The sequence below is a fragment of the Ectopseudomonas composti genome, from assembly GCF_001567565.1.
Taxonomy (GTDB): Bacteria; Pseudomonadota; Gammaproteobacteria; order Pseudomonadales; family Pseudomonadaceae; genus Aquipseudomonas; species Aquipseudomonas composti_A.
Map to the genome: position 1 here is coordinate 12,073 of NZ_LSSW01000014.1, position 19,794 is coordinate 31,866.

Annotated in this window: 18 protein-coding genes and 2 tRNA genes; 10 read left to right on the forward strand and 10 right to left on the reverse strand. The window is 62.3% G+C overall.

The window, feature by feature from the left end:
* Positions 1-165 precede the first annotated feature (165 nt).
* Positions 166-1,209: an IS110 family RNA-guided transposase gene (locus tag PCLY_RS03615; RefSeq protein WP_061237385.1), complete on the forward strand. Its 1,044-nt coding sequence runs from the start codon at positions 166-168 to the stop codon at positions 1,207-1,209.
* Between the two features lie 287 nt (positions 1,210-1,496).
* Here PCLY_RS03615 and PCLY_RS25135 read toward each other — a convergent pair whose 3' ends face one another.
* The 5 genes from PCLY_RS25135 to acnA form a co-directional block, all read right to left on the reverse strand.
* A complete protein-coding gene (locus PCLY_RS25135) occupies positions 1,497-1,796 on the reverse strand; it encodes a hypothetical protein (protein WP_082768009.1) in 300 nt (99 codons plus the stop codon).
* 94 nt (positions 1,797-1,890) lie between these two features.
* Complete coding sequence (locus PCLY_RS24755; protein ID WP_156458552.1) at positions 1,891-2,154, reverse strand: hypothetical protein; 264 nt, start codon at positions 2,152-2,154, stop codon at positions 1,891-1,893.
* An 80-nt stretch (positions 2,155-2,234) separates the two neighbouring features.
* On the reverse strand, positions 2,235-2,504 hold the full coding sequence (locus tag PCLY_RS24320) for a hypothetical protein (protein ID WP_082768010.1): 270 nt from the start codon (positions 2,502-2,504) through the stop codon (positions 2,235-2,237).
* Positions 2,505-2,810: 306 nt separating this feature from the next.
* Complete coding sequence (locus tag PCLY_RS03620; protein WP_061237902.1) at positions 2,811-4,376, reverse strand: methyl-accepting chemotaxis protein; 1,566 nt, start codon at positions 4,374-4,376, stop codon at positions 2,811-2,813.
* Between the two features lie 181 nt (positions 4,377-4,557).
* The gene (acnA, locus tag PCLY_RS03625; protein ID WP_061237904.1) at positions 4,558-7,299 is read right to left on the reverse strand and encodes an aconitate hydratase AcnA; all 2,742 of its coding nucleotides are present in this window, start codon (positions 7,297-7,299) and stop codon (positions 4,558-4,560) included.
* 270 nt (positions 7,300-7,569) lie between these two features.
* On the opposite strand from acnA, the gene rlmM reads away from it, so the two are divergent.
* Positions 7,570-8,625, forward strand: a complete 1,056-nt coding sequence (rlmM, locus tag PCLY_RS03630; RefSeq protein WP_061237906.1) for a 23S rRNA (cytidine(2498)-2'-O)-methyltransferase RlmM — start codon at positions 7,570-7,572, stop codon at positions 8,623-8,625.
* A 229-nt stretch (positions 8,626-8,854) separates the two neighbouring features.
* Positions 8,855-9,106 (forward strand): sulfurtransferase TusA, encoded by a 252-nt coding sequence (tusA, locus tag PCLY_RS03635; protein WP_061237907.1) that lies wholly within the window; start codon positions 8,855-8,857, stop codon positions 9,104-9,106.
* A gap of 25 nt (positions 9,107-9,131) precedes the next feature.
* Here tusA and PCLY_RS03640 read toward each other — a convergent pair whose 3' ends face one another.
* A complete protein-coding gene (locus PCLY_RS03640; protein ID WP_061237909.1) occupies positions 9,132-10,193 on the reverse strand; it encodes a DUF3080 domain-containing protein in 1,062 nt (353 codons plus the stop codon).
* A 39-nt stretch (positions 10,194-10,232) separates the two neighbouring features.
* A complete protein-coding gene (locus PCLY_RS03645; RefSeq protein ID WP_061237911.1) occupies positions 10,233-11,606 on the reverse strand; it encodes an MATE family efflux transporter in 1,374 nt (457 codons plus the stop codon).
* A gap of 150 nt (positions 11,607-11,756) precedes the next feature.
* On the opposite strand from PCLY_RS03645, the gene pdxB reads away from it, so the two are divergent.
* The 3 genes from pdxB to PCLY_RS03660 all read left to right on the forward strand — a co-directional run bounded on the left by pdxB (position 11,757) and on the right by PCLY_RS03660 (position 13,990).
* Positions 11,757-12,887: a 4-phosphoerythronate dehydrogenase PdxB gene (gene pdxB / locus PCLY_RS03650; protein ID WP_061237913.1), complete on the forward strand. Its 1,131-nt coding sequence runs from the start codon at positions 11,757-11,759 to the stop codon at positions 12,885-12,887.
* A gap of 162 nt (positions 12,888-13,049) precedes the next feature.
* Positions 13,050-13,535 (forward strand): glutathione peroxidase, encoded by a 486-nt coding sequence (locus PCLY_RS03655; RefSeq protein WP_061237915.1) that lies wholly within the window; start codon positions 13,050-13,052, stop codon positions 13,533-13,535.
* On the forward strand, positions 13,532-13,990 hold the full coding sequence (locus PCLY_RS03660; RefSeq protein WP_061237917.1) for a MarR family winged helix-turn-helix transcriptional regulator: 459 nt from the start codon (positions 13,532-13,534) through the stop codon (positions 13,988-13,990). Before PCLY_RS03655 ends, PCLY_RS03660 begins: the two co-directional genes overlap by 4 nt.
* Here the strand turns inward: PCLY_RS03660 and PCLY_RS03665 are convergent.
* Complete coding sequence (locus tag PCLY_RS03665; protein ID WP_061237919.1) at positions 13,980-16,301, reverse strand: response regulator; 2,322 nt, start codon at positions 16,299-16,301, stop codon at positions 13,980-13,982. The genes PCLY_RS03660 and PCLY_RS03665 overlap by 11 nt on opposite strands.
* A 110-nt stretch (positions 16,302-16,411) precedes the next feature.
* Here PCLY_RS03665 and PCLY_RS03670 point away from each other — a divergent pair, with 110 nt between their 5' ends.
* A complete protein-coding gene (locus tag PCLY_RS03670; protein WP_061237921.1) occupies positions 16,412-17,302 on the forward strand; it encodes an ATP-binding protein in 891 nt (296 codons plus the stop codon).
* Positions 17,299-17,781: a GAF domain-containing protein gene (locus tag PCLY_RS03675; protein WP_061237923.1), complete on the forward strand. Its 483-nt coding sequence runs from the start codon at positions 17,299-17,301 to the stop codon at positions 17,779-17,781. Before PCLY_RS03670 ends, PCLY_RS03675 begins: the two co-directional genes overlap by 4 nt.
* 38 nt (positions 17,782-17,819) lie before the next feature.
* On the opposite strand, the gene PCLY_RS03680 is transcribed toward PCLY_RS03675, so the two are convergent.
* Both PCLY_RS03680 and PCLY_RS03685 read right to left on the reverse strand, forming a co-directional pair.
* Positions 17,820-18,482 (reverse strand): glutathione S-transferase family protein, encoded by a 663-nt coding sequence (locus PCLY_RS03680; protein WP_061237924.1) that lies wholly within the window; start codon positions 18,480-18,482, stop codon positions 17,820-17,822.
* Between the two features lie 56 nt (positions 18,483-18,538).
* Positions 18,539-19,303 carry a hypothetical protein gene (locus PCLY_RS03685; protein ID WP_197432135.1) on the reverse strand — a complete coding sequence of 255 codons (765 nt, stop codon included), beginning with the start codon at positions 19,301-19,303 and terminating at the stop codon, positions 18,539-18,541.
* A 222-nt stretch (positions 19,304-19,525) separates the two neighbouring features.
* Here PCLY_RS03685 and PCLY_RS03690 point away from each other — a divergent pair.
* A tRNA-Glu gene (locus PCLY_RS03690) sits at positions 19,526-19,601 on the forward strand.
* Positions 19,602-19,616: 15 nt separating this feature from the next.
* Positions 19,617-19,692, forward strand: a tRNA-Gly gene (locus tag PCLY_RS03695).
* The last annotated feature ends 102 nt before the right edge of the window (positions 19,693-19,794 follow it).

Below are 19,794 nucleotides of genomic sequence, written 5' to 3' on the forward strand. Positions count from 1 at the left end.
GAAACCGTAGACGCTGACTGACATGATGTTCTCTAACGTTTGGTTAAGGGGCGGGCTTTAGCCCGTCCCAGTGAGCGCAGCGAACGACTTGAATGCTGTAATGGACTCTCCCCACACCACAGTTCTATACCAAGGTGTCGAGGATTTTTGAGCGGGAGAGTCGTTATGAAACGCATTGCCGTTGATCTGGCCAAGTCCGTTTACCAAGTTGCCGAGAGTGTCCGTTCCGGCCAGGTGGTGCAGCGCAAGCGGCTGAACCGAGAGGCGTTTAGGCGATATATACAGGAGCAGGCCGAGCCGGTCGAGTGGGTGATGGAAGCCTGTGGCACAGCGCACTATTGGGGGCGGCTGGCGCAATCGCTCGGTCATCAAGTGAAGCTGATCCATGCGCGCTATGTCCGGCCCTATCGCCGGGGCAACAAGACCGACCGCAACGACTGTGACGCCATGCTGGAAGCGGCGCGCTGCAAGGATATTTATCCGGTGCCGGTGAAAAACCACGAGCAGCAACAGCTGCAGCAACTGCACGGGCTGCGGGAAACCTGGAAGAAGAGCAGAACCCAGCGCATCAACCTGTTGCGCGGCATCCTGCGTGAAGCAGGTATCGAAGCGCCGGTCTCGACCGCTACCTTTATCCGAGCGGCCAATGAATTGGTTGAACAGCCTGAACTTGCTCCCTTGAGCCGTCTGCTGCATATCGTGCTGGCCGAGATCAACTTGTACGAGCAGTGCATGGCCGAATGCGAACAGCAACTCAAGCGCTGGCATGCTGAGGATGAAATCGTGCGCAAACTGGATGAGGTCAGCGGTATTGGCCTGCTGACTGCCAGCGCCCTGACCGTCGTTGTGGGTAAGCCTGAGCGCTTTTCCAGTGGTCGCCAACTGAGCGCCTGGTTGGGTATGACCCCGAACGAATACAGCAGTGGCGAACGCCGACGGCTTGGGCGGATCAGCTGCAAGGGCAATATCTATGTGCGCACGCTATTTATCCATGGCTCGCGAGCGGCCTTGCTAGCGGCTCAGCGATGCCAGGCCCGTACGCCAGAAAAACTGACCGAGTTGCAGCGCTGGGCCGTCGAGACGGCAGCCCGTATTGGCCACAACAAAGCGGCTGTGGCGCTGGCGAACAAATTGGTCAGGATCTGCTGGGCGGTGTGGTGCCATGAGCGGCGTTTCAATGGTAATTGGCAGAGCACAAAGCCCGCCTGACGGCGGGGGTAATCAGTAAGGAAGATGGTTTTCTTGTGGTTGTGGTGAGCAGCAGCACTGTCGGAACAGGCGAGTCCTGCAGCGGAATAAGGCCGATAACAATGATGATCCCCGTGATCGATTGAACGCTTGGCCCCCGCTGCGCGAACTACAGAATGGCCAGGGCGGAAAAGCCCAACACAGGCCGGATATACGAATGCAACCGCGCTGACGACAAGTGCAAAAGAAAAGCTTTGCTCACTACTTGTGGGGAGAGTCCATATACCACTTGTTATGCGGCTTGCTCACTAGCCTAATATTTCCTGTCTGGCACTGACGATTAACTTTGCAATACTAATGTCATGTTCGTTATTGCTTGCGGCGTTCAATCCGATGTTTTGACGAATTGTTGATGTGAGTGAAGAGGCGATTCTAATTTGATCGCAACCCTCTACTGCGAGTCGGAATATGTGAGGTACATAGCTATCGTATTCATCATCCCACTCGCTCTCTTCTTCGTAGACACCGATAGGATCCCAATTCTTCCAGAGAATTTTGGATATCCTATTCCAGAGTTCTTTTTCCTTTGAGCTCAATTTATTCTTCATGCTCGATTACGCATAACGTTTGGCTAAGGGGCTGGCTTTAGCCGGTCTCGCAGTGAGCGGAGCGAACGACTTGAACCAGTAGTTAGAGAAGAAATTACTCACCGCTTAGGAGTTTGTTAAGTTTTTCGTTTTTATATTTGTTTAGCGCTACGCACTTGGGCTCTTTTGCTGCAATTTCATTTGAAAGGTTGCTGCATAGCTTGTTAGCTTCTTCAATTAATGCTTTGTCTTTTTGCATTGCGGCTTTTTCTTTTTCAACCTCTGCTGCGAAATCCTCAGCACTTAGTTCTGTGCATGCTGCGACGGAAAGAATACATGCACTTATTGCGATTGCTTTTGTGATGATTGCACATTTCATGAGTTGGTTTCTCTAACGTTTGGTTAAGGGGCGGGCTTTAGCCCGTCCCAGTGAGCGAAGCGAACGATTTGAACCACTGGTTAGGCATCATGACTAACTGATTGTAAGAATCTAGCTTGAAAATTGGTTGCCAGCATTCGATCTACTGCGTTCAAAGATTCTATAGCCTGCTGAGGATCAAAGGTGCGTCCTTGCAGGATAGCGTCAGCTTGGCTATGGAGAGCATATGCCAGATGGGCTGCAGTTTTTGCCGCTGGATCCGGAGTGTCGCCGCTACCTAAATGATGGGCGAGCAATTGCCGGATTTCGTAGATAGCGAACGCCAACAGTTGGTCTTGTGTTACTGCCATGTAATTGTTGCTCCTTGAAACCTAACTATAAATAGACACCAGATGATGCATAACCTGCGGGCAGTTTTGGTGGATAACCTTCCTGGTCATTTTTCAAGATCCTTCTCTAGCTCGCGGGAGATAGCGAGGCGATGGGGTGTTTGGAAGGTTATACACCATGTCGCATAACGGCAGGCAAGTGGCAATTACGCGAAGACGGGTAGCTGGAGGAGCAGCAGGGGGGATTGTGAGCAGGCTCACTTATATAAAAAGCGCGGCGGAGCTTAGGGGGGAAAGGCGCAGCGGTGAGCCGCTACGCCTTTTGTTTCAGCGGTTGAAGCGTTCGACCAAGGCGTATTGACCCTGTGCGGTGTTGGTCAGGGCTTCACTGAGTTTGGCGGTGCTTTGCGCTTCGCCTGCGGTCTGGTCGGCCAGTTGGGCGATGGTGGTGATGTTCTGGTTGATCTCGTCAGCGACGGCGCTTTGCTCCTCCGCCGCTGCGGCGATCTGATTGGCCATGTCGGCGATATTGGCCACCGAGTCACTGATGCCGGACAGCGCCTGATCAGCCTGCAGTACGCGCTCGACGCCTTCGTCGGCCTGCTTGCGGCCGATCTCCATGGTCAGCACGGCTTCTTCGGCGGTGCGCTGCAGCTTGGCGATCAAGGCGTGGATCTGTTCGGTGGATTCGGCGGTACGCTGCGCCAGCGAGCGCACCTCGTCGGCGACTACGGCGAAGCCGCGGCCCATTTCGCCTGCACGAGCCGCCTCGATGGCGGCGTTGAGGGCGAGCAGGTTGGTCTGGTCGGCGATGCCCTTGATCACGTCGACCACGCCGCCGATTTCGCTGCTGTCCTGGGCCAGGCGGGTCACGGTTTCGCCGGTATCGCCTACCGATTGCGACAGGCGCTGGATGGCTTCGCGGGTTTCTGCGGCGATGGTGCGGCCTTCGCTGGTCAGGCGGTTGGCTTCCTGGGTGGCGATGGCGGTGCGGGCGACATTGCTGGCCACTTCCAGAGTGGTGGCGGCCATTTCGTTGACGGCGGTGGCGACTTGTTCGGTCTCGCTGCGCTGGCGCTCGAGGCCAGCCGAGCTGTTGTGCGCGAGCTTGTCGGCTTCACGCGCTTGCTGGGTCAGTTGTTCGGCGGTGTCCTGCAGGCGAGTGAGGCAGGTTTTAAGCCGTGCGTCCTGGCTGAGCATGGCCATCTCCAGGCGTGCTTCGGAACCACGGCTGTCGGTGTACATCTGCGCGATCAGCGGGTCGGAGGTGGTTTGCTCGGCCATGCGCAGCAGGCGTTTGATGCCGCGGGTCTGCCAGGCGATGCCGGCCAGGCCCAACGGGACGGAGAGCAGGGCGGCGAGGATGAAGCCCCAGTTGCTGCCCATCCAATGGCCGATCAGGAAACCGATCTGGCTGACCAGGATGAAGGGCATCCACGCCTGGACGATGGGTAGCCACTGGTTGCTGGCCGGAATGGCTGATTTGCCGGCGTTGATCCGGCTGTACAGCGTTTCGGCGCGGCGCACCTGCTCGGCGGTCGGTTTGACGCGGACGGATTCGTAGCCGACAACCTGGTTGTTTTCGGTCACGGGCGTGACGTAGGCGTTGACCCAGTAGTGGTCACCGTTCTTGCTGCGGTTCTTGACGATACCCATCCACGGGCGGCCGCTTTTCAGGGTCGTCCACATATGCTCGAACACCGCGGCCGGAACGTCGGGGTGGCGCACGATGTTGTGTGGTGCGCGCAGCAACTCTTCACGACTGAAACCGCTGATGTCGACGAAGGCGTCGTTGCAGTAGGTGATTTGCCCTTTGAGATCCGTGGTGGATATCAGGCGTTGTTGCGCAGGGAAGCTGCGCTCACGCTGAGTGACCGGCTGGTTGTTACGCATGGCAGGTATCCGTCGTTGTAATGCCCTGTCATCGGCCGACGAACGGCAAAGTTGAGGGCTTAATCCATTTTGGGCAGTGTAAACGCTTTTTGAATGGCGTCACGTTTCTGTCACGACCTTGGCCATCTCTGGCCCGACGGATAAGGAGGGCCCTGCCGCCAGTGGCGGCAGGGTAGGTGCATCAGTTGGCGATCATCTGGCGCAGCACGTAGTGCAGGATGCCGCCGGCCTTGAAGTACTCGACCTCGTTGAGGGTGTCGATGCGGCACAGCACTTCGACTTCCTCGTGCGAGCCGTTCTCGCGGCCGATGATCAGGGTCAGTGGCATCTGTGGGCGCAGTTCCACGCCTTCCAGCCCCTCGATGGCCAGCACTTCGTTGCCGGTGAGTTTGAGGCTGTTTCGGTCGGTGCCCGGTTTGAATTGCAGCGGCAGCACGCCCATGCCCACCAGGTTGGAGCGGTGGATGCGCTCGAAGCTCTCGGCGATCACCGCCTTGACGCCCAGCAGGTTGGTGCCCTTGGCCGCCCAGTCGCGGCTGGAGCCGGTGCCGTACTCCTTGCCGGCGATGATCAAAAGTGGCGTGCCTTCGGCCTGGTAGCGCATGGCGGCGTCGTAGATCGCCAGTTTCTCGCCGCTGGGCAAGTGCAGGGTGTTGCCGCCTTCCTCGCCGCCGAGCATTTCGTTGCGGATGCGGATGTTGGCGAAGGTGCCGCGCATCATCACTTCATGGTTGCCGCGGCGCGAGCCGTAGGAGTTGAAGTCGGCCTTGTCCACGCCGTGCTCGCTCAGATAGCGCCCAGCCGGGCTGTCGGCTTTGATATTGCCAGCTGGCGAGATGTGGTCGGTGGTCACCGAGTCGCCGAGCAGGGCGAGGATGCGCGCCTCGCGAATGTCGGTGATGCGCGGCGGCTCGCCAGCGATATGCTCGAAGAACGGCGGATGCTGGATGTAGGTGGAGTCGCCTTGCCAGGCATAGGTGTCGGCCTGGGGCACGTCGATGGCTTGCCATTTCTCGTCGCCGGCGAAGACTTCGGCGTATTCCTTGCGGAACATGGCGGTGTCGACCTTGGCGATGGCCTCGGTGATCTCGGCCTGGGATGGCCAGACGTCCTTGAGGTACACCGGCTGGCCATCCTTGCCGGTGCCGAGAGCGTCGCTCGTCAGGTCGAGGCGCACGCTACCGGCCAGGGCGTAGGCGACCACCAGGGGCGGCGAGGCCAGCCAGTTGGTTTTCACCAGCGGATGTACGCGACCCTCGAAGTTGCGGTTGCCGGAGAGCACCGAGGCGACGGTGAGATCGGCCTGGGTGATGGCTTTCTCGATGGGCTCACGCAGCGGCCCGGAGTTGCCGATGCAGGTGGTGCAGCCGTAGCCCACTAGGTCGAAGCCGAGCTTCTCCAGGTAGGGCGTCAGGCCAGCGGCGTCGAAGTACTCGGTAACCACCTTGGAGCCGGGGGCCAGCGAACTCTTCACCCAGGGCTTGCGCTGTAGGCCTTTTTCTACCGCCTTCTTTGCCAGCAGGCCGGCAGCCATCATCACGCTGGGGTTGGAGGTGTTGGTGCAGGAGGTGATGGCGGCGATCACCACAGCGCCGTCCTGCAGGCGATGGGTGTGGCCATCGTCCTCATAATCGATGCCGCCGCTTTGCTTGTCGCCGCCGACGGCGGTACCACCGCCGCCCTCGCTGAGCATGCGGCCTTCTTCCTTGGCCGCCGGCTTGAGCTGCAGGCCGACGAAGTCGTCGAAGGCCTGGCTGATCTGGCTCAGCGAGACACGGTCCTGCGGGCGCTTGGGCCCGGCCAGGCTGGCTTCGACGCTGCCCATGTCGAGGCTCAGGCTGTCGGTGAACACGGGCTCGGCACCTGGCTCGCGCCACAGGCCCTGAGCCTTGCTGTAGGCCTCGACCAGTTGCACGGTGGCGTCCGGGCGGCCGGACAGGCGCAGGTAGCCGAGGGTGATGTCATCCACCGGGAAGAAGCCGCAGGTGGCGCCGTATTCCGGCGCCATGTTGGCAATGGTGGCGCGATCAGCCAGGGGCAGGTCGGCCAGGCCATCGCCGTAGAACTCGACGAATTTGCCCACCACGCCTTTCTTGCGCAGCATCTGGGTGACGGTCAGCACCAGGTCGGTGGCTGTGATGCCTTCTTTCAGCTTGCCGCTGAGCTTGAAGCCGATCACTTCGGGAATCAGCATCGACACTGGCTGGCCGAGCATGGCCGCTTCTGCCTCGATGCCGCCCACGCCCCAGCCGAGTACGCCGAGACCGTTGATCATGGTGGTGTGCGAGTCGGTGCCGACCAGGGTGTCGGGGTAGGCGAGGGTGACGCCGTCTTCCTCTTTGCTCCAGACGGTGCGCGCCAGGTATTCGAGGTTGACCTGGTGGCAGATGCCGGTGCCCGGTGGCACCACGCTGAAGTTGTCGAAGGCGTGCTGGCCCCAGCGCAGGAAGGCGTAGCGCTCGCCGTTGCGCTGCATTTCCAGTTCGACGTTGTCGTGGAAGGCGCTGGAGGAGGCATAGCGGTCGACCATCACCGAGTGGTCGATGACCAGATCCACCGGCGACAGCGGGTTGATCCGCTGCGGGTCGCCGCCGGCCTTGGCCATGGCGTCGCGCATGGCGGCCAGGTCGACCACCGCAGGCACGCCGGTGAAGTCCTGCATCAGCACGCGTGCCGGGCGGTACTGGATCTCGCGGTCGGAGGCGCGTTTGTCGAGCCAGTCGACCATGGCTTGCAGGTCTTCGGGCATCACCGTCTTACCGTCTTCGTTGCGCAGCAGGTTTTCCAGCAGCACCTTGAGCGACATGGGCAGGCGGTCGATATTGCCGAGCCGTTGGGCGGCTTCGGGCAGGCTGAAGTAGTGGTAGGTGGTGTCGCCGATTTTCAGTTCGCGGCGGCAGTTCAGGCTATCGAGGGAGGGCATTGCACATCTCCTTGCGCCCGCACGGTTCGGGCTGTGTCTGATGGCGGCAGACCTTCAAGCTAGTTCGGCTTGAGCGGTCTGGCTAGCGCATATCCTTTTATGAGTTGCCATGCGCTGCCTGTTTATCGGATCGCCAGGCTTAATCGCGGCGCATTCGCCAGCGGCCAGGGTGTCGATCCGTATCTGTTGGCAGCACATGTATAGCTGGACAGGTTTAACGGCTCGGGGTTCCGGTCTCGGGTATCATGCGCGCCTGAAGGAGACCCTTTGATGAATACCCTGTTTCTGCATTGCCGCCCCGGTTTCGAGGGGGAGGTCTGCGCCGAGATCAGTGATCTCGCTGCGCGTCTGGATGTACCGGGCTACTCCAGGACCAAGCCTGGCAGCGCTTGCGCCGAGTTCGTCTGCAGTGAGGCCGATGGCAGCGAGCGTCTGATGCGCAGTGTGCGCTTCAATAGCCTGATATTCCCGCGGCAATGGGCGCGCGGTGGTTTCGTCATGTTGCCGGAGAGCGATCGCATCAGCGTGTTGCTCGAGGCCCTGGCCGATTATCCGGTGTGTGGCAGCTTGTGGCTGGAGGTGGTGGATACCAATGACGGCAAGGAGGTCTCGACCTTCTGCAAGAAGTTCGAGGTGCCGCTGCGCAAGGCGCTGCTCAAGGCCGGCAAGCTGGTGGACGACGCGAAGAAGCCGCGCCTGCTGCTGACCTTCAAGAGTGGCCGTGAGGTGTTCGCCGGCATCGCCGAGGCGGACAACCAGGCGATGTGGCCGATGGGCATTGCGCGCTTGAAGTTTCCGCGCGAGGCGCCGAGCCGTTCCACGCTCAAGCTGGAGGAGGCCTGGCACCATTTCATTCCGCGCGAGCAGTGGGATCAGCGCCTGGCGCCCGGCATGACGGCGGTGGATCTGGGCGCCGCACCGGGCGGCTGGACCTGGCAACTGGTCAATCGGGAAATCCGCGTGACTGCCGTGGACAACGGGCCGATGGCCGAAAGCCTGATGTACTCCGGTTTCGTCGTGCACCAGCGCGCCGATGGTTTCACCTTCCGCCCGCGGCATCCGGTGCACTGGATGGTCTGCGACATCGTCGAGAAACCGGCACGCACGGCAGCGATGATCGAAACCTGGCTGGGCGAGGGGCTGTGCCGCGAGGCGGTGGTCAACCTCAAGTTGCCGATGAAGCAGCGCTATGCCGAAGTGCGGCGTCTGCTCGATCGCATCGAGTCGGGGCTGGCGGAGCGCGGCCTGAAGGTCAGCATCGGCTGCAAGCAGCTCTATCACGACCGTGAGGAAGTGACCTGCCACCTGCGCCGCCACGGCAAGTGACGACGCCGCACGGCAGGCAAACCGGGCACGTGCCCGGTTAGGCACGGCCCGGACTCCCGCGTCGCTTCGGGCTCCGCCCTAAGCTGGCGTGCGAATCGTCCATGACGCGCCAGAGCGCAGGCACTGTGCCGCAGCCGAGCGGTGCGCGCTGCCCATCCAAGGTTGTGCGCGCAGGGTGACCTGGAGGTCAGCTTTGCGCGACAATACGCGCTTGCCTGTGGAGCCCCTTATGTCCGAAGCCCTGACCCTCAATCACGATGACCTGCTCGACGCCAGCGGCCTGAATTGCCCGGAACCGGTGATGATGCTGCACAACAAGGTGCGCGACCTGTCGCCGGGCGGCCTGCTCAAGGTGATCGCCACCGACCCCTCGACCCGTCGTGATATTCCCAAGTTCTGCGTGTTTCTCGGTCACGAACTGCTCGGACAGGCCGAAGAGGACGGCGCCTACCTGTACTGGATTCGCAAGAAGGCCGATTAGGCTGCTGCTTCAGGCGCGGCGCAGCCTAAGGCTCCGCGCTGTTCCATCCCGCCTGTCCTGGCGCCAGGCCGCAGCTGTTGAGCACGTTCTGCCAGGCTTTGACGTGACGCGCCGTGGCCGCCTGGAAATCCCGCCATAACGAATCCTGCTCGCCGGCCAGGCGCAACAGGTACTCGCGGGTGGCGTCGGGAATGCCCTCGATGCGCTGCAACTGCAGCAGCGCCGCCTGCCACTGCTGACCACGTTGATCGACCTGTGCCAGATACGGCTGCAGGCCGCCTGCGTAGAACTTGACGAAGATGTTCTGCAGGATGCGCCCGCGCGGCGTGGCTTGGCCCAGTGGGCACAGCGGACGGTTCTGCTGGCGCTGCTCCAACAGGTCGCTGCCAGCATCGAGGTTGTGGCGCAGGCTGGCCAGGCTGGTGATCAACTGACCGCCTTGTTCGCTGGCGTAGAGGGCGAAGAACAGTGGCTCCAGCTGTTCGGCGCTTGGCGGCAACTGCGCAGGCAGGGCGGCGCCAATGCTCGCCAGGCGCTGCAGTGCGTCCAGTGCGGCGCTGTCTTCCTGGGTGTCCACCGGCAATGCCTGGTCGGCGAAGCGCAGGTAGTGTTCGAACTCAGGGCTGCCGTTGAGCGCGTTCCAGAACACCGCAGATAGTTGCTGGCGCTTTTCGCTGGCCAGTTGCTGCAAGGTGGTTTTGAGGCTGGAATCGTCTTCGAGGTAAGGCAGGCAGGCGTCGATGGCGCGCAGCAGATCACCTTCGTAGCCCAGGCGCTGGCTGGGCATCAATTGTTTGCCCAGGCTGCTGTTGCGTTGGCTGATCAGCTGTTGCAGGTGCGGGCAGCGGCGCGCATCGATGACCAGATCGAGCAGGCCGATACGCAGTTCGGCAATCTGCACTATCCGCTGGCGCCGCGGCGGCAGGCGATACTGGCTGATGTCGCGGCTGTCGAAGGCGACGAAATCGCTGGCATCGAGCGAGCGTTGCAGGCGCTGCAGGTAGTCGCTCTGCAGGGCCAGGCCATCGTTGGCCGGGCCGCAGCCGGCGAGCGCCAAGAGGCAGAGAAGCAGGGTGAGTCGGGTCATGCGCTCAGTCTAGAGGCGATGGTCTACCGATCCAATCACTCAGGCCGTTCGGCGAATGCGCTTGCGAGCGCTGCGGGCCAGGCGCACGGTAAGCATCGCGGCAGCGCAGGTCAGCCCGACCACCAGCCCCTGCCACAGGCCACTCGGGCCACTGGGTTCGCCGAACAGGTCGGACAGCCCCAACGCATAACCTACCGGCAAGCCGATGCCCCAGTAGGCGAACAGGGTCAGCAGCATGGTGATGCGCGTGTCCTGATAGCCGCGCAATGCACCGGCCGCAGTCACCTGAATCGCGTCGGAGAACTGAAACAGCGCGGCATAGACGATCAGCGTTGCCGCGACCGCGATGACGGTCTTGTCCGGGGTGTAGATCTGCGCGATCTGTTCGCGCAGCAGGAACATCAGACTGGCCGATACGCAGGCGTAGCCCAGCGCCGCGCCCATGCTCACCCCGGCGGCGAAGCGTGCCTCGCGCGGCTGGCCACGGCCCAGTGCCTGGCCAACGCGCACGGTGGCCGCCATGGCCAGCGAGTAGGGGATCATGAATACCATCGAGCTGAAGTTCAGGGCGATCTGGTGCCCGGCCACCACCGTGGCGCCGAGGCCGCCGATGAGCAGGGCGATCACCGCGAAGATGCTCGATTCGGCGAACACCGCCACGCCAATCGGCACACCGATGCTCAGCAGGCGCTTGATCACCGCCCACTGCGGCCAGTCGAAACGGGCGAACAGGGCACTGTTGCGGTAGTAGGGCGCCCATTTCACCCAGACCAGCATGCCGATCAGCATGAAGATCATCACCAGCGCGGTCGCCCAGCCGCAGCCAACGCCGCCCATGGCCGGCAGGCCGAACTTGCCGTAGATAAAGATGTAGTTGGCCGGGATGTTCAGCAGCAAGCCGAGGATACCCAGCACCATGGACGGGCGGGTGTGGCCAAGGCCGTCGCTGCAGCAGCGCAGCACGTGATACAGCGCCACCGCGGGGAAGCCGCAGGCCACGGCGCGCAGGTAGCCCATCGCAGGGTCGATCAGCGATGGCTCGACGTTCATGACGCGCAGCACGAATTCGGCGTTCCACAGCAGGGTAGCGGCGCTGCCGCCTACTACAAGGGCCAGCCATAGTGCCTGGCGCACCAGTGGGCCGATTTCGGCCTCTTCGCCAGCGCCGAAGCGCTGCGCCACCTTGGACGTGGTGGCCAGCAGAATGCCGGTCATCAGCAGGAACACCGGCACCCAGATCGAGTTACCCAGCGCCACGGCAGCCAGGTCCTGCGGGCTGACGCGCCCGGCCATCAGCGTATCGACGAAGCCCATGGCAGTGTGCGCCAACTGCGCGATGATGATGGGCGTGGCCAGGAACAGGAGGCTGCGCAATTCCGTGCGCACGCGGCCAAGGCGGGTGTCGGTGGACATTTCGACTCTTCAGGATCACAGGAAACCGCGTAGTCTACGCCTTGACGTGACGGTCAGGAAAGCACGATCTGCCCCTCTGTCTGGCGGGCTGTGGGGCGACGCTGAGGTCTCGGCTGACTTAGAATGGCGACCTGTCCGATGGAGCCCGCCATGCACATAGTCGCCGACGAAAACATTCCCCTGCTCGATGAGTTCTTCGCTGCGTTTGGCAGCATCCGTCGCTTGCCGGGGCGCAGCATCAGCGCGGCCGACGTACGTGATGCCGACCTGTTGCTGGTGCGCTCGGTCACCCAGGTGAATCGCGCCTTGCTCGAAGGCAGCCGGGTGCGCTTTGTCGGCACCTGCACCATTGGCACCGATCATCTGGATCTCGATTACTTCGCTGAAGCGGGTATCGCCTGGAGCAGCGCCCCAGGCTGCAACGCCCGTGGCGTGGTGGATTACGTGCTGGGCAGCGTGCTGACCCTGGCCGAGCGCGAGGGTGTCGACCCGGCTGCACGGGTCTATGGCGTAGTGGGTGCGGGGCAGGTCGGCGGTCGCCTGGTCAAGCTGCTGCAGGGGCTGGGCTGGCAGGTGCGCGTCTGCGACCCGCCACGTCAGGCTGCTGAGGGCGGTGATTTCGTCAGCCTGGAGCGGATCATCGACCAGTGCGATGTGATCAGCCTGCACACGCCGCTGGATGCCTCGACCCGCCACCTGTTCGATTCGGCGCGACTGGCGGCGCTCAAACCAGGCACCTGGCTGATCAATGCCAGTCGTGGCGCCGTGGTGGACAATGCCGCATTGCGCAGTCTGCTGCCGCAGCGGCCTGATCTGAAGGCAGTGCTGGATGTCTGGGAAGGCGAGCCGCAGGCCGATGTCGAGCTGGCCGCTCTGTGCCAGCTGGCGACGCCGCATATCGCCGGTTACAGCCTCGACGGCAAGCTGCGGGGGACGGCGCAGATCTACCAGGCCTGTTGCCGGGTGCTGGGGGTCGCCGAACAGGTCGTGCTCGCCGACCTGTTGCCGGCACCCTGGCTGAGCGAGCTGAGCCTAGACGGTAGCGCGGACCCGGCCTGGGCTTTGGCCAGCCTGTGTCGCGCAGTGTACGACCCGCGCCGCGACGATGCGGATTTTCGCCGCAGCCTGGTCGGCGCTGCCGAAGCCCGGCGCGCCGGCTTCGATCGCCTGCGCAAACACTACCCGATGCGTCGCGAGACGGATGGCCTGCGAGTGCGTATTCAGGGCGATTCAGGTCAACTGGCCGCTGTGGTACGAGCCCTAGGCGCCACCGTTTTGTAGAGCGGATTAGCCGCTTGCTGAGCAAGTCGTGCCCTGGCGTGGATAACCCATCCTACGGATAGTGCGTTATCCACGGGCCTTATTTTCGAGCAATTAAATTGCATGCAATTTAATTGCTCGCTAGTTTGTTCATCACTTTCAGCCCATTCAGGACGATTCCCCATGAGCAATGCGCTTTTCGATATTCCAGTCACCACCATCAAGGGCGAGCAGAAGACCCTGGCCGATTTCGGCGGCAAGGCGGTGCTGGTGGTCAACACCGCCAGCAAGTGCGGATTCACCCCGCAGTACAAGGGCCTGGAAAACGTCTGGCAGCAATACAAGGACAAGGGCCTGGTGGTGCTCGGTTTCCCCTGCAATCAGTTCGGCAAGCAGGAGCCGGGTGACGAGGGTGCGATTTCCGAATTCTGCGAGCTGAACTTCGGCGTCAGCTTCCCGCTGTTCAAGAAGGTCGACGTCAATGGCGCAGGCGCTCATCCGCTGTTCGTGCAATTGAAGAAGCGCGCCCCCGGCCTGCTGGGCAGCCAGGGCATCAAGTGGAACTTCACCAAGTTCCTGATTGGCGCGGATGGCAAGGTGGTCAAGCGCTTCGCGCCCACCACCAAGCCCGAAGAGCTGAGCAGCGAGATCGAAGCCCTGCTGAAATGAGCATTATCGATAGCGCCGCGCTGCAGTTGGACAATCAGCTGTGCTTCAAGCTCTACGCCGCTTCACGCGCGGTGATTCGCGCCTACAAGCCGATGCTCGACGCCCTCGGCCTGACCTACCCGCAGTATCTGGTGATGCTGGTGCTGTGGGAATGGCAGGAGCGGGCGCCGCAGCAGCCAACGCTCAAGGCGCTTGGGCAGCGTCTGCAGCTGGATTCGGGCACCCTGACGCCGCTGCTCAAGCGCCTGGAACAGATGGGCCTGGTGCTGCGCCGCCGTGCCCAGGCTGACGAACGCGAGGTGCATCTGGCGCTGAGTGAGGCCGGCACAGTGCTGCAGGCGCAGGTCCTGCCGCTGAAGGCGCAATTGCTTTGCCAGTTCGACGGTCAGGATCTGCTGGAGCTGGAAGGGCTGCGGCGCAACCTGGATCGCTTGCTGGCCAGGCTCAACGGCTAAGGTCGACGGGCAGCCAGGTGTCGAGCATGGCTGCCAGTTCTTCACGGCGGAAGGGTTTGGCCAGGTAGTCGTTCATGCCGGCGGCGCGGCAACGCTCACGCTCGTCGGACAGGGCGTTGGCGGTCAGGGCGACGATGGGCAGTTCCGGCCAGCGCCCATTGCTGCGAATGCGCCGGCTGGCCTCGTAGCCATCCATCACCGGCATGTTGCAGTCCATCAGGATCAGGTCGACGGCTTCCTGTTCCAGTATTTCCAGGGCTTCACCACCATGGCCGGCCACCAGCACCTGGTAGCCGAGCTTGGCCAGCATGCCCTTGGCCACCATCTGGTTGACCGGGTTGTCCTCGACCAACAGCACGCGTGCGGCGCTTTCCCGCGCAGGTTGCACCTGCGTGTTGCTGTGAACGTCTGCGTCGTCGATGTGCAGGATGTGCCGCAGCATTTGCAGCAGCCCGCTGCGCGCCAGTGGGCGGGCAATCTGCAGCAGCGGCATGAGGCGTTGCGCCTGATCCTGTGGCAGGAAGTTGCCATAGGCGGTCACCAGCAGCGCCGGTGTGCCAATCGCCGGGCGGATGCCGAGCAGGCATTGCGGGCAGTCGCTGATCAGCAGGTCAGCGTCCACGCCTTGCAGGCTGGCATCGGTATCCAGGCGCTGATAGTTCAGGCCCCAGGTCGGCAGCCACTGCGCGAGCATCTGTTGCAGGCCGCTGCTGGCCGGGGTCAGCGCAACGATACGGCCCTGTAGTGCAGGCTGTGCGCTGGGTTGTGCATGGGTTGGCAGCGGCAGGTCGGCGCAGAATTCGCTGCCGAAGCCTTCTTTCGATTGCAGGGTCAGCACGCCGTGCATCGCTTCGCACAAACGTCGCGTCAGCGCCAGGCCAAGCCCGGTGCCGCCGTATTCGCGGGTAATGCCCACCTCTGCTTGGGCGAAAGGCTGGAAGATGCGCGCCTGGGCATCTTCGCTGATGCCGATGCCGGTATCGCGCACGCGAATGCTGATGCCTTGCGCGCCGCAGGTGACGATCAGGTCGACGCGGCCAAAACGGGTGAATTTGAGGGCGTTGGACAGCAGGTTGCTGACGATCTGGCGCACCCGCGTCGGGTCACCCAGCACCTGTGCCGGTAGCGCCGGGTCGATCAGGCAGGTCAGCTCTACGGCATTGGCGGCGTTCTGCGACAGCAAGCTGGCGGTTTCTTCCGCCAGCACGCCGAGATCGAAGGGGATTTGCTCCAGTTCGAGCTGGCCTGCTTCGAACTTGGACAGATCGAGGATGTCGTTGAGCAGTTCGACCAGAACCTTGCCGGAGTCATGGGCGATGCCCAGTTGCTGACGCTGTTCGGCGCTGAGCGGGCCGTCCAGCGCCAGGGCGAGCATGCCCAGCAGGCCATTGAGCGGTGTGCGGATCTCATGGCTCATGTTGGCCAGGAAGGCCGAGCGCGCCTGCGCCATGTTCAGCGCCGTGGTGCGCGCGGCGTCCAGTTCGGCGTTGGACTGGCTGAGGCGCACGTTGGTGGCCTTGAGTTCGGCGGTACGTGCCGAGACGATGTTTTCCAGCTCGCTCAGGTACTGGGTCAGGCGGTCCTCGGCGTTGCGCCGTTGTCCGATTTCCAGGGCGATGCTCGACAGCTGGCGGTTGGTGACTTCGACCAGGGTGCCGATTTCGTCGCGCTCGTGGCCTTTGGGGCAGGGCACCGGATGATGTTGCGGGTCCTGCGGGTTGCGCTCGCTGAGGGCGCGAATCACCCCGGTCAGGGGTTTGGTCAGCATGAAATAGAACAGCACCAGCAGGATCAGCGACAGCAGCAGGCTGCGGGCGAAGCCGGTGATCAGGGTCAGTAGCGAGCGTTTCAGGAAGTGGCTGCCAAAGGCGTAGGTGTCGACCTCCAGGCGCAGAACGCCAAGCGCTTCGTGGGGGGCGTGGCTGACGTAGAGCGGGTCCTGGAACTGCCGCTGGGCGCCGAACAGGCTGTCACTGAATACCCGGTAGCGGCTTTCGCTGCGTGGCCGGCTGACGCTGGCCAGAACCATGCCGTTGTTGTCGATCAGTTCGGCCCGGGTTACTGCCGGTGAGCGCAGCAGGCCGAGGACCAGTTCCTGCGCCAGTTCGGCGTCGATGTTGTAGGCGATACGAGCGGCGGGGTTGTGGCTGATTTCCAGCAACGCGCGAATCTCGCGGTTGATGGAGGCGTCTTCGCTGGCATAATCGACCGCCACTTGGGTGACGCTGAGCAACGTGCCGAGGATAAACGCCACCAGGACGGTCAGGCCGGCCTGTTTGAACGACAGGCGATGGGTGAGCGAAATATCCATGAATGCGTGCGTCGTCTCTGATCCTTGGGCGCCTGCCAAGCATAGCCGATAGCGACCCGGTACCGGCAGGGCCTACAACGTGCGGTTCTGCGCAAAAGGAGTAGTAGATAGTGGATTCCCGATTACTGGACTTTCTGGCCCGCGCCGAGCAGGTGCTGGAGCGCATTGAACCCCTGCTGCCTGCAGTGCGTCCGCAGGTGGACTGGAGCAGCTGCGTGGCGGCGCGCTGGGTGCATGACGGGCGCAGCGGCTACCTGCTGCCACTGGACGTCAGCCTCGACCTGTCGCTGAGCGATCTGCTGGGTGTTGACGCCCAGCGCGAGCAGTTGGCGCGCAATACCCGACAGTTCGTCAACGGTATGCCAGCCAACCATGCCTTGCTCTGGGGCGCGCGCGGCACCGGCAAATCGTCGCTGGTGCGGGCCTTGCTCGCCGAGCATGCCAAGGCCGGCCTGCGCCTGATCGAGATCGAGCGCGATCACCTGGCCGACCTGCCACGCGTGGTCGAGCTGCTGGCTGGCTTGCCGCAGCGCTTCGTGCTGTTCTGCGACGATCTGTCGTTCGAGGCGGGTGAGGGCGATTACCGGGTGCTCAAGAGCGTGCTTGACGGCTCGCTGGAGCAGGCGCCGGACAACGTGCTGCTCTACGCCACGTCCAACCGCCGCCACCTGGTGCCCGAGCGCCAGAGTGACAACGAGAACTGGAAGATGGTCGACGGTGAGCTGCACCCCAGCGAGTCGGTCGAGGACAAGATCGCGCTGTCCGACCGGTTTGGCCTGTGGCTGTCGTTCTATCCCTTCAGCCAGGATCACTTTCTGATCGTCGTGCGCCATTGGGTGGACGTGCAGGCGCGCCAGGCCGGGCTGAGCTGGAGCTGGGACGAGGCGCTGGAAAAGGCGGCCATCCGCTGGGCACTGGGTCGCGGTAACCGTAATGGCCGCTGTGCCTATCAATTCGCCCGCCACTGGGTTGGGCTGCAACTGCTGGAGCAACAGGCATGATCGATCTTTCTCAGGTCGCTGGCGACCTCAACGGCTACCCATTGTTGAGTGCGCAGTTGCAGGCGCTGCTGTCCGGCGAGCGCGACTTCATCGCCAATGCCGCGCAGTTTTCCGCCTTCCTCTTTCACGAGCTGGCCGACCTGAATTGGGCCGGCTTCTATCTGGTCAAGGATGGCGAGTTGGTGCTTGGCCCGTTCCAGGGCCAGGTGGCGTGCGTGCGCATCGCCTTCGGGCGCGGTGTCTGCGGTGCGGCTGCGGCCAGCCTGCAGACGCAGCGAGTCGAAGATGTGCATGCTTTCGCCGGGCACATTGCCTGTGACAGCGCGTCGAACAGTGAGCTGGTGGTGCCGCTGGTCAAGAAAGGGCGCCTGATCGGCGTGCTGGATCTGGACAGCCCGTCGGTCGGGCGCTTCACCGAGGTGGATCAGGCCGGTATCGAAGCGCTGGCAGCGATTTTCCTGGCTGCCAGCGACTGTTGAAACCGAACAGGGCGCGCTATGCGCGCCCTGGGTAGGGTTCAGCGCTTGGCGCCGATCTTCTCCAGCGTGCGCAGCTCACGCGGCAGCACTTGCTGTATCGAAGGGCGGGCTTTGACGCGCTCATAGTGCGCGGCCAGTGCCGGCCAGCGGCTCGCGTCGAGGGTTTCGCCACCGTGTTCCATGTTGATCAACTGGCTGGCCAGCGCCAGGTCGGCCATGGACAGCTGGTCACCGAGGAAGTACGGCTTGTCGCCCAGCGTAGCTTCGAGGTAATCGAAGTGGCTGGGCAGCTTGTCTCTCAACGTCTGCTGCACCTTTTCCTCGTCGCATGGCTGGCCCATGGTGGCTTTCAGCACGCGGTTGCGGAACACGCTGAAGGTGCACAGCGGCGCCAACTCGTAGTCGGCATATTTTTCCAGCCAGCGTACCTTGGCCCGTTGCTCGGCATCGGCGCCATATAGTGGCTTGCGCTCGGGGTGGCGATCCTCGAGGTACTGGCAGATGACGCTGGAGTCCGCCAGCGTCAGGTCGCCGTCGCGAAAGGCGGGAATGCGCCCCAGCGGGTTGAGTTCGCGAAACCAGTCCGGCTGGCCGAAGGGCATGACGACTTCAAGTTCGTAATCCAGACCCTTCTCGATCAGGCACAGGCAGAGCTTGCGAACGAAGGGGGACAGCGGCGCCCCATATACAGTCAGGCTCATTGCGACTCCTATTGGCGGTCAGCGTGCACGACCGAACGAGCGTGATCGACACTTGCTCAGTCGTAGATGTTCTTCTTCTTCCAGTCTTCTTCCAGGCCCTTCAGGCCTTCGGTCAGCTCACTGGGTTCATCCGCTGCGGGGACGTTATTGTTGAGCACCAGGGCATTGGCCCGCGCCAACTGCTCTTCGAAGCGTTTGAGCTGGGCCTGATAAGGCGCCGGCTCAGGCTGTTTGCGCAGGTACTGCACGCCGCGTTCGAAGGCCAGACGCGCCTGGCCGGGCTGGTTCTGTTGCATGGCCGTCTGGCCCAGGGTGCTGAAGAACTCGATATGCACCAGCACCAGCATCTGGCGAATCTGCTTGAGCCAGTGCTTGCCGTCGTTGGCGGGCAGCAGGCCGCCCTGTACCGAACCGGTGATCAGGGCGTGCAGATTTTCCAGGAGAAAACGTACGTCCTTGGCCTTGGCCTCGTTGGCAATGGGCTGCGGCGGGTTCTTCACGGCAATGGATTCGCCCTGAGCGATCTGTGCCTTGAGCGTGTCGGCATCGCTGCGCAGCGCCGCATTCTGTTTATCCAATGCCAGCAGGCGTTCACTGACCTGCAGTTGCAACTGGCTCAGCAACAGCTTCAGTTGCGGCGTCATCAGTTGGCCGGGCATGCGTTCGGAGATGTCCTGGCAGCGACGAATGCGGTCGAGCAGATCGGCGCGCTGGCGTGCTTTATCCAGTTTGCTGTTCTCGACGGCATGGTTGACGTAGGCAATCACCATCAGCAGGGCAATGCCGCCGACGATCAGCAGGGTAATCACGAGTGCGGACACTGCTTGGGACCTCTCGGAAATCGACTTTTCGACCGAGTGTAGTGGCTTGCTCGCATGGCTCCTAGTGGCTTATCGATTTCTGGGCTGAAGTCTTTGATTTTAAAAATTTTTTATAGAGAGGTTGACGGCCTCTAAAAGCCTCCATAGAATGCGCGCCACTTCCAGCGCAAAGCCTAAAGCGGAGCGAAGGAAGCCGGAAAGTTGCTTGATGTTCCGGGGTATGTCCCCTTCGTCTAGTGGCCTAGGACACCGCCCTTTCACGGCGGTAACAGGGGTTCGAGTCCCCTAGGGGACGCCACTTTCAAGTTGTAATGCGGGAATAGCTCAGTTGGTAGAGCACGACCTTGCCAAGGTCGGGGTCGCGAGTTCGAGTCTCGTTTCCCGCTCCAGATTTTAGAAATGCTGCTTCGGCAGGGTTTCAAACGAAGTTCCAGGTCCCCTTCGTCTAGTGGCCTAGGACACCGCCCTTTCACGGCGGTAACAGGGGTTCG